At 53.0% G+C, this 6,613-nt stretch carries 10 protein-coding genes and 1 riboswitch; of the genes, 2 read left to right on the top strand and 8 right to left on the bottom strand.

Features of this window, described 5'->3' with window-relative positions; translation table 11 throughout:
• Together tnpB and tnpA are read right to left on the bottom strand one after the other, a co-directional pair.
• On the bottom strand, positions 1 to 134 hold a 134-nt coding region (gene tnpB, locus C230_RS23780; protein WP_018130256.1), incomplete at its 3' end, for an IS66 family insertion sequence element accessory protein TnpB.
• Entirely contained in the window at positions 128 to 460 is a 333-nt protein-coding gene (gene tnpA / locus C230_RS0101210; RefSeq protein ID WP_018130255.1) for an IS66 family insertion sequence element accessory protein TnpA, read from the bottom strand. The genes tnpB and tnpA, both read right to left, overlap by 7 nt.
• Before the next feature lie 76 nt (positions 461 to 536).
• On the opposite strand from tnpA, the gene C230_RS19035 reads away from it, so the two are divergent.
• Positions 537 to 767, top strand: coding sequence for a hypothetical protein (locus C230_RS19035; protein ID WP_018130254.1), 231 nt, complete (start codon positions 537 to 539; stop codon positions 765 to 767).
• A gap of 121 nt (positions 768 to 888) precedes the next feature.
• On the opposite strand, the gene C230_RS0101200 is transcribed toward C230_RS19035, so the two are convergent.
• The 6 genes from C230_RS0101200 to C230_RS0101175 form a co-directional block, all read right to left on the bottom strand.
• A complete protein-coding gene (locus C230_RS0101200; protein WP_018130253.1) occupies positions 889 to 1,434 on the bottom strand; it encodes a 1,2-dihydroxy-3-keto-5-methylthiopentene dioxygenase in 546 nt (181 codons plus the stop codon).
• A gap of 135 nt (positions 1,435 to 1,569) precedes the next feature.
• On the bottom strand, positions 1,570 to 2,247 hold the full coding sequence (locus C230_RS0101195) for a methylthioribulose 1-phosphate dehydratase (RefSeq protein ID WP_018130252.1): 678 nt from the start codon (positions 2,245 to 2,247) through the stop codon (positions 1,570 to 1,572).
• Entirely contained in the window at positions 2,244 to 2,981 is a 738-nt protein-coding gene (locus tag C230_RS0101190; RefSeq protein ID WP_018130251.1) for a 2-hydroxy-3-keto-5-methylthiopentenyl-1-phosphate phosphatase, read from the bottom strand. Before C230_RS0101190 ends, C230_RS0101195 begins: the two co-directional genes overlap by 4 nt.
• Position 2,982: 1 nt before the next feature.
• Positions 2,983 to 4,209 carry a 2,3-diketo-5-methylthiopentyl-1-phosphate enolase gene (locus C230_RS0101185; RefSeq protein WP_018130250.1) on the bottom strand — a complete coding sequence of 409 codons (1,227 nt, stop codon included), beginning with the start codon at positions 4,207 to 4,209 and terminating at the stop codon, positions 2,983 to 2,985.
• An 81-nt stretch (positions 4,210 to 4,290) separates the two neighbouring features.
• A riboswitch (SAM riboswitch) is annotated at positions 4,291 to 4,433 on the bottom strand.
• A 9-nt stretch (positions 4,434 to 4,442) separates the two neighbouring features.
• Positions 4,443 to 4,943, bottom strand: coding sequence for a hypothetical protein (locus tag C230_RS0101180; RefSeq protein ID WP_018130249.1), 501 nt, complete (start codon positions 4,941 to 4,943; stop codon positions 4,443 to 4,445).
• An 81-nt stretch (positions 4,944 to 5,024) separates the two neighbouring features.
• Positions 5,025 to 6,299 carry an FtsW/RodA/SpoVE family cell cycle protein gene (locus tag C230_RS0101175; RefSeq protein ID WP_281168925.1) on the bottom strand — a complete coding sequence of 425 codons (1,275 nt, stop codon included), beginning with the start codon at positions 6,297 to 6,299 and terminating at the stop codon, positions 5,025 to 5,027.
• 78 nt (positions 6,300 to 6,377) lie between these two features.
• On the opposite strand from C230_RS0101175, the gene C230_RS23100 reads away from it, so the two are divergent.
• The coding region (locus C230_RS23100) for a hypothetical protein (protein WP_211207979.1) at positions 6,378 to 6,613 on the top strand (236 nt) is incomplete at its 3' end.

Here is a 6,613-nt window from a genome sequence, read left to right as displayed (position 1 = left end):
ACAAACAGCGCGGGAGAGAACGGATCCAGCTCGAATCCTTCCTGCACCAGGGCGGCCAACCCGTCGATCGATTTGCGGAGATCGGTGCTGCCGCAGGCAAGATAGACGCGGATCGAATTCGGAATGCTTAGCACAGGGGCATCAAGGTCTGAACAACCTGACGGAGAAGATGGGGATCGAAACCGTTTGCGACCTCGATGGATACCTGGCCGATACGAATGACAACCCCTGGTTCCGGTTTGCGGTTTTCAAGGGATGATGTCACGGTCACCGGCGTCCAAGCCGTGGTGGAAGTATTTGTCTGGTTCGAATCGGATAGCCGTTTCATGCGTTTCAGCCAGTACTTCAATTGATGGATGGAAATGCCTTGCGCCTCGCACCATGCGGCCATCGTCAGTCCGCTGGTTCGGTACTCTTCAATGCGGGAAACCCATTCCCGGATCCGTTGCTCACGATTCATGAGATGTTGGCCTCCTCCATGATTTGCTTGCGGCCATTGTCTCATGAATGACGGATCGTTTACAGGTGGGGTTTATTTGACGCTTACGGACGAACTGTATGAAACGACCATGCTGAAAGCCCGCGGCGGCACCTGGATCGTCACCCTGGCGGCGACTTACATCCTGTTCGCATTGGTCATGTCCGGCGTTCCCGTCAGCCCGATCCAACTGTTGGCCAGTTTGCTGCTGGTACACATGCTGGGCTGGACCGTACTGATCATCTACTACGGGTTCAAGTTCGGCCTGTTTGATACGACCGGAGAATGAGTTTGGACGCTTGCGGTCTATGCAAAACATCCCGGCCACTGCCAAACGGGCCGGGATGTGATACCGCGTGCCCGGCTGCCCGGGCAGCATCCTTTCATAGACGGGCACAATCCGTCCCGCCTTACTTGGCAGCCACAAACTCCGGATCTTCATACGGATGGGCCACCCAACCGGACGGATCGATAAACAGGCGGACAGCAACCACCTGACGGTCGTCCATCAACGTAAAAAAGTGCGGCGTGTTCACCGGAACAGAGATCACGTCCCCCGCTTCCAGCTCCACATTAAAGTAGCCGGTATCCCCTTTTCCCTTAATGATGAAAATCCCGTGTCCCGCAGTGATCGCGCGGACTTCATCTTCCGTATGGACATGCACCTGCTCGAATTTTTTCAGCAGTTCATCCAGGTTGGGCGTTGATTCGGACAGGGCGACCACATCCCATTTCACGTAGCCGCCGCGCTCCGCCAGGCTCCTGATTTCTTCCGCAAACACGTCGAGAATCTGCGCTTTTTCCTCATCCGTCAAATTGCACTTGCCTTGCAGTTCTTCCGGCAGCTTTGCCGTGTTCCAGTGTTCGTACAGGACGCCTTGCTCCGCGAGAAACGCCCCGACCCTTTCATTTCCTTCAATCCGTTCTCCTGTGTTGCGGATTTTGATCACCGCCATGCCGCATTCCTCCTTCAGAATCTTCCCATTTCTTTTGCTCGATCACGATCCTGTGACGGGTGCCGGTCCTGCGTTGCACCAAGTCGGCCGCCGCTTATGCCGCTCCATCGTGGCACCAATCCTGCCTGCGTCCGCTCAACCGGCGGCCGAAACCGGCACTTGCTGAGACAGCAGACCGTTTCTGGCAACCGACAGCCACAGAAACTGATAATGGAACATGAACTCCAGCGCTTCCACATGCCGCTTCGCTTCAAACGGAGTCCGCCCCCATGCGTAAATGCCGTGCTTGCGGATCAGAACGCCCGGCACCCGCGGGTCGAGCCTGCGCCCGATTTCGTCTGCCAGCTTCGGAATGTCCGCATAATTTTCGATGACCGGAATCTCGATGCTCGCATCTTCCTCCCAGATGTCAAGCCCTTTGATCAGCTCCATGTTGGAGAGCCGGACTTTTCCTTCAGCAAAATACAGCTCCGACAGCAGATTGTTGTAAACGGTGTGCACGTGCAGCACCGAACCGGCGTCCGTTTCCTGGTAAATCCTCGAATGGATGATCGTCTCGGCGGACGGGCGCAAACGGGTCGGTTCAATCGGCCTGCAATCCCGATCCACCGCCAGAATGTCTTCCAACTGCAGATTTTGCTTGTCTTTGCCGCTCGCCGTCACACCAAAGATAAGCGGGTCGTCGCTCAGTTTGATCGACAGATTGCCCGCGGTCGCCGGCAGCCACCCCTTTTGCGTAAAACTGTCAGCAATCTCCTTCAACTCTTTGGCAACCAGAATCCGATCTTCCTGAAAAAATCGGTATTGGCTCATACGGACACCCCCTCATAACGCCCGCCGGCACCTCTGGCCTCCTGGTGCGGCTCGTGCGCGTTCAGTGATTTTTGCAAACGCTTAATGCTTTCCAGCACATCGGAAAAATCGGCGAATGACTCGTGCGGGAGCCCCTCTTCCACACATTTCTGCAGCAGCAGCGAGCGGGCGATCACCAAATCGGCGAGCCTGGCCGCTTTCAAATCGGTGACGCTGTCCCCCACCACCACTCTCGTGAAATGAGCGGCCGGATACTTGCGGACGATCGAAGGCTTGCACAACCCGCACCCCCCGTCACACAGCTCATCACACCCGTGCGGCCAAACGATCCGGATCGTCTCGCCGGAAAAATCCGCCCGATTGCAGTAAACCCGATCCAGCTTTCGATACGGCTGCAAAATCGGCTCGACGAAAAAATCGATCCCACCGCTCGTCACCAAAAGCGCAATCCCATTTTCCTCGCAGTAGGCGACAAACTCCGCAAATCCTTCGCGAATCCGCGCCGTTTCCAGCACATAGCGAACCAGTTCGCGCCGCTTCGCGGAGGGGATCAGCGAGAACAGTTTGCCGACCCCCTCCTGCACGGAGATCCGTTGCGACAGGATGTCGTCCTTGATCGCTTCCCAACCGGCAGGCGCAAACGCCTCCATCAGGGAGATGATCATATCCCGTTCGGTGATCGTCCCGTCAAAATCGCAGAACACTACAATCGGTTTGTTTGCGTTCCCGCTCATGTCATTTCCCTCCCCACAGTGCAAGCGCTTTTGCCAACTCCGGGCTGCTTGTAGCCGCTTCCGTCAGGCTTTTTCCGTTGACCGCTGCTTCGATCGCCGCCACAAACGCCCGGCCGCCGGCAGCCGAACCGTCCGGATGGCCGTGGATGCCGCCGCCCGCATTGATCACCTGGTCATTGCCCAGATCTTCGTACAGCCGCGGCACCAGCCCCGGATGGATACCGGCGGACGGCACCGGGAAGGAACGCTTCCACCCCGCCTGCTCCCGCCGCAACTCATTCGCAATCGCCAGCGTTTCCGCCCGCTCCATCGCCACCGAACCGTACGGTGACGGATAGAGGACCAGGTCAGCGCCAGCCAACCGCATCAATTTTCCGAGCACCAGCGGGGCGCTGATACCGTACTGAGGGGACGGATACAACGCTCCCGCCAGCGCCGGGTGCGCCATGATTGGAACCCGGATCTCCGGGTCGGCCGCTAGCCGGTGCAGCACATCGTATCCGTATGCCAGCACATTCAAGAGCAGCGCATTGGCGCCCGCGTTCACCGCACGCTTCGCTTTGTCCGCGATCTCCGTAACCGGTCCCGTCAAATTGGCGGCATACAGCACCTTTTTACCCGTTTCGGCCGCAGCCCGCTCGGCCGCCCGCAAGCACGCCTCGATCCGTTTCTCAAACGGCGCCTCTGTGTCCGCAAAGAAAATCTCGTCGTCTTTCACCAGATCCACGCCGCCCAACGCCTGCTGGTAGAAGTGCTCCGCCAGCGTGTCGGTGTCGTAGCCGATACACGACTTGAAAATCGACATCAACAGCGGCCGGCCATGCACCCCCAATCGCTGCCGGACGCCTTCGATTCCGTACTTCGGACCGGGAAAATGGCCGGTAAACGACAGCGGCAGATCGAGCCCCACCAGCTTGATCGCGCCGTCCATCGACAGCTTGCCGAACGTGCAGGTCAACAACGCCGGAATATCAGGAGTAAAATTGCAAACCGGATAGGCGATCTTCAGCAGCGCTTTGACGCTGCCCTGGTCGTCCGTCCCCAATTCTTCGACGGACACCACATGGCCGAGATGTTTTTTCATCTGCTCCTGTTTCTCGGCGGGCAGGTCGGTCCAGGAACCGACCGTCAAGCCAACCGCAATGCTTTGCGCCTTTTTATGAAAATCGCCGCGCCCGTGCACCAGATAGGTGGCGACGATATAATCCTGCAAATCCGGTTTTCCCATGTGAACGCCTCCTTCCCCGCATCCCCAAAAACAATCGCCTCTTTTCCGAAGAAAAGAGGCGAACCAAATTCAGACCGACGCCTCTTATCTCTCAGAATCGGTGATTCTGCAGGAGTTAGCACCATTGATACACCGCACGCGGCGCCGCCAGCGGCAGATTCCGCAAGGTGTATCCGGTTGCCGGGCGTCATCGGGCCAGTCCCTCAGCCTGCTCTGGATAAGAGTCAAAGTTGCTATGCAATTTCAACTGTCTTGAAACTAGAAAAAATCATACGATACACAGCGGTGTGTGTCAATAGATTTTTTCTTGCTGCTCTGCGTACCATTCTGTGACTCTGTTGTTCCACTTTCCAATTACCATCTTGGTTGATCACGTCAAAAGGAATATTTGCCTGATGACCATCTTTAAACGAAAGTGTTGTTTCAAACCTGTAAATTGATGGGGTCTTACTTGTTTGAGACACAATCGCAAACTTTTTGATTTGTTCGCTGCTCTTGGAAAATTGCTCTGTATACATTTTCTTTCTGGTGCCTGCATCGAAACGAGTGTCGATACTGGTTTCAATCATTTGATCAAAATTTTGATTCTCCGCAGCTTTTAAAAATCTCATCAAAGCAGCAGTTGGAGCATCAACAGTCTTTGTCGTACTTGCCGCCAATCCACTGCTGCCACTTAGTGCCAAGGCACAGACACTAAGAAAAGTAAGAATTGACATAAAAAACTTACCCTTCATCACCCATATCTCCTTGTGTTAATAGTTATTTATAGAAAATGCTGATTCCTTTCCCGTTTGATGAACAATTGTTTTATTACATTAATTATCATTGATAATTTGAGTTGTTTTTATTATGTCTTTCCGCCGATACACGCTCAATGCGAGACCGGCCACAACCATTTGAGATACCAATTGGGAGCCGCCATGGCTGACAAACGGCATAGTTGCGTCATCTAGCGGTGTAAACCCTAATGTCATTAAAATATTCCAGAAAAACTGAACGGCAAACATCGCGGCACTCCCGGTTACTAGCAACGAACCAAAACGATCATGCACTCTTGTCGCTACTGTGACCAGTCTGGCAACGAAAAATGAAGCCGCAACGATCAACATGCCACCATATATCCACCCAAGACTGTACACCATATAGGTGAAAACCATGTTTGTATCAATTCCGGGTACTTGTTGCAAACCGGAGCCCAATCCATGTCCCCAAAGACCGGCAGAGCGCATCGCTTCCAAGGATTGAACAATTTGATATCCTGCTCCTTCCAGATCCTCATAGGGATGCAAAAACGATATGAAACGTTCAGCCGCATTTGGAGCGAAGAATGTAAACATCAAGAAGATAGCAGCCCCAGCAATGGCAAGAGTACCAATCAGCAGTTTGATGGCCTGACTGCGGCCGGGTCTGTCGGTCAGTGCCAACGCGAGAAAAACAATCAAATACAGGGTTACAGCATAAAACGATTGTGTAGGAACAAGGAGCAGTACGGGCGCAGCAAATAAAACTAGCGCTTTTACAGTTGCCCCTGCGCCCCCCCAATTCCAGCCTGAGAATATTCCTGCCAAAGAAATAAGTAGCAAGTAAGGACTGGCGCTCATGAAATCGATCCTAGCCATTCCCAGGTGAAGAACAGGTCGACCATTGACAGGTCTGCCGAACATGATGACGCCTGCCATGACAATCACTGTAAATAGAAATAGATACCGACCAACCGGTTCCAATCTTCGATAATCAAAAAAATAGAAAAAAACAGCCAGCGAAACTCCAAACGCAACTGCGACCAACTTATCTACCAATAGTTCAAATGGAGAATAATAGTTTAATGAGTTACTTACTCCCAAAGAATACATGGCGGCTATCCCGACGAGCACAAAAACTGTTACAGCAGTTAAGAGGCCCCATTCAGTTCTCGGTTTATGAGTTTTATGTAGCTGTTTTCCGATGATTAACGGATCTCCCATATGGTTTAAAGTTTTATCAATCGCTGCTTCTTCGGAGAGTCCCTGTTCTATGTACTCTTCGATTTTTTCCTCCATATGGTTCTTCAGTTCACTTGAAATATCTTCATGAATTTCCTTGTATTTAATCTGCGAACAAACAGATTTTATATATTCGTCAACTCTTTTACGCGGGTAAGCTTTTTGCGATGTGCCCTTTTTTGTTCCATGTTTACAGTAGGTGTATCGCTCAGAGCTGTTGAGAAGTCGATTTCAACCGCACGGGTGAAAAGCCCTCCCGCCAAATCCACACGGATGGATCGTAAAAGGGCGCACGAATCCCGTTATCCACAAAATCCGTTCTGTGGATGGACGCTGGAAGAGGAGGATCCAGATGTGGATATCTTCTTACGCCACCAGGCTGCGCATCTTCTCCTGCCGCTTCTCCTTGATTCGCCCCAGTG

Source organism: Effusibacillus pohliae DSM 22757 (genome assembly GCF_000376225.1).
Classification (GTDB): domain Bacteria; phylum Bacillota; class Bacilli; order Tumebacillales; family Effusibacillaceae; genus Effusibacillus; species Effusibacillus pohliae.
Note: the sequence above shows the minus strand (reverse complement) of the source record. Positions and strands in the feature narration are given on the sequence as shown.